This window comes from Ponticaulis profundi, from assembly GCF_042659465.1.
GTDB lineage: Bacteria > Pseudomonadota > Alphaproteobacteria > Caulobacterales > Hyphomonadaceae > Ponticaulis > Ponticaulis profundi.
Genome location: NZ_JBHSSW010000052.1, coordinates 1 through 2,657 on the forward strand (window position 1 = coordinate 1; position 2,657 = coordinate 2,657).

A 2,657-nucleotide genomic window follows, 5' to 3' on the forward strand; every position below is an offset into this window, starting at 1 on the left:
CCATAGCATGTTGGGAATGACCCACCGTTGAAGGTTATGGCCGCCTGCGCAGCCTACAAAATTGCGCAGCAGGCGGCCATAACCGGGTCTCGGGTCTCTATGGTGGCTTTGCTAACCACACCACAGAGGAGACCGGCTATGGCCAAGATTGAGCATACTTCGGATGCCCTTGTTCTGGTAGGCATCGACATTTCCAAACACCGGCACGAGGTGTTGATTGCTGTCCCGGGCAAGACGCGTCGCAGGCGCCTGACGATCACCAACAGCACGGATGATTTCATGCGGCTCATCGCGATCTTGCGAGAATACGGCCTGCCTGTCCGGATCGGCTTTGAAGCAACTGGCAACTATCATCGGGTGCTGATGTATCATCTGGGTGTCGCCGGGTTCGACCTGAAGCTGGTGTCTTCGGTCGCTTTGGCCCGGACGCGGGAGGCGCTGCACAACAGTTGGGACAAAAATGATCCGAAGGATGCCCAAGTTATCTTGCACATGCTGCAGATCGGGGCGGTGCAGATCTTCCAGGACCCGATGGTGGCCGGCACGAACGATATTCAGGAATTGTCCAAGACCCATGATGCGGTGTCGCGGTCCAAGACTGAGCTTTGGCACCGCATCCTGACCCACTACCTGCCGCTCTACTTTCCGGAAGCCGACCGTTTCCACCGCAGTTCGCGGACGGATTGGTTTCTGGCGTTCCTCGAGATGTTCCCTTCTCCGCACATGATCAGCGCCATGACCAAGGAGGAGTTCATTCAGACTGCTTGGGAAGTGGTTGGGCGCAAGGTCGAGAAGTCTCTCCTGTTGTCAGATATTTACGAGACAGCAAAGGTGTCGGCAGGATTGCCCGTCGCGCCAGATTCTGACGCCCTTCGTATGTTCCGCATGATGCTGGCCGAGGGAAGGAGCCTAATCCGGCAGCGCAATGCAATCGAAGATCGCGCCGTCGAACTGCTGGGCGACCGACCGGATTATCAGCTGCTTCGCACCATTCCGGGGATCGGACCCATCAATGCGCTGACCATTCTGGCCGAGACCGGCGATCTGCGGCGGTTCCACCATCACCGCCAGTTCCTGAAGTTCTGCGGTATGGATCTTGCTACCGTCCAGTCCGGCATGTTTCGCGGTCGAAGCAAGATATCCAAGTATGGCAATGCCCGCCTGCGCCGCACTTTGTGGCTCGCAGGGCAGACCGCGGTTCTGAAGAAAGCGAATAGCTTCCGGGACAAATTCGAGCGTTACATTGCGCAGGATCGCCACAACCCAGATCTACGCCGCAAGGCCTACACCGCCATCGCTGCAAAGATGGCACGCACTATTCACGCCGTGATCAAATCCGGCGAACCCTATCGTCCCTTCTTCGAAGGGACGAGCCCAAGCGGAAGGACCTCTCTCTCAAAGGGCCGTGGAGGCGCATGACGCGACCTCGTAGATAATGTTCGGGCCTTCCGCTTGGGATTTAGGATCTCGTCTTAAGGACGGTGAGGGCGGCAACCAGACCGACCCTGTATTTGCTATGGAAGAGACCACTTCTTGACGGCGGAGCCCGCTTGGGCAAACATCTTAAGGGCATCCGGTCGCTCGGATGCCCCGTGATCTGATGCCCTAAACGGCGATTTGTTCCCGAGCTAGGACGTTGTCACTGACGATGCAAGCCGGCTTGCCATAGATCCGCACCAGTGCGTCCAACTCGCGGGCCACCCTCGCGCCCGAGATGCTGGTGTCGGCAACCAGACACAGGTTCTCGCGGCAGCAGTCGTCGATCACCGCCAGGATGCGGAACCTGCGCGACGCCCCGAACGTGTCCGCCATCGAGCCATGGGAACGCCACTGGTCCGAGTGACCATGGCGAGGATCCAATGACCAGCGCTGGTCGGGCATGAGGGCCAGGGGCATCGGCATGCGTGTGCCACGGGCGCGCTTGCGGCCGCGCCTGCGCCGGACCGACAGCCCCTCTTCGCGGTAGAGTCGATACAGCTTCTTCGGGTTCATCAGCATGCCCCTGCGCTCCAGCAGTAGTCCGATCCGCCGATAGCCGAACCGGCGACGCACAGCCGCGACCTCCTGCATGGCCTTGCGGATCTCCGGATTGTCGGGCGGCCGCTCGCGACGCACCGTCTTCGGATCGACACCGACCAGGACGCAGGCCCGGCGTTGCGAGATGACGTGATCCCGCATCGCTTTGAGCACTGCGTCCCGCCGCGCTTTCGGTGTCGTCAGGCCTCAGCCATGGTCCTTGGACCAGTGGCGTCCCATGGCTTCGATCCCAGAAGATCCTTCAGCACGATGTTGTCGAGCATGGCATCTGCCAGCAGACGCTTCAGCTTGCCGTTCTCGTCCTCGAGCGCCTTCAGCCTTTGGGCATCGGACACGTCCATGCCGCCATACTTGGCCTTGAGCTTGTAGAACGTCGCCGGGCTGAGACCATGCCGACGACAGACATCCGCCGTCGCCATTCCGGCTTCCTGCTCCTTGATCATCCCAATGATCTGCGCCTCGGTGAAGCGGCTTTTCCTCATGTCGTCTGCTCCTTCGTGATGAAGCAAACTCTAAATTAAACCGAGGGACGTTCCGGGGGGCAGGTCAGTTCCCGGTCTTCTTGTAGATCTGCGCGACCTTGGTCCGTCGCATGGAATGTGTGCCGTAAGTGAGCTGCT

At 59.8% G+C, this 2,657-nt stretch carries 1 protein-coding gene and 1 pseudogene; one reads left to right on the forward strand and one right to left on the reverse strand.

The window, feature by feature from the left end:
- The first annotated feature begins 138 nt into the window (after positions 1–138).
- Complete coding sequence (locus ACFQDM_RS15680) at positions 139–1,419, forward strand: IS110 family transposase (RefSeq protein ID WP_377380640.1); 1,281 nt, start codon at positions 139–141, stop codon at positions 1,417–1,419.
- A gap of 216 nt (positions 1,420–1,635) precedes the next feature.
- Here ACFQDM_RS15680 and ACFQDM_RS15685 read toward each other — a convergent pair.
- Positions 1,636–2,519: pseudogene (locus tag ACFQDM_RS15685) on the reverse strand (transposase); the annotation flags it as partial.
- Between the last annotated feature and the right edge of the window lie 138 nt (positions 2,520–2,657).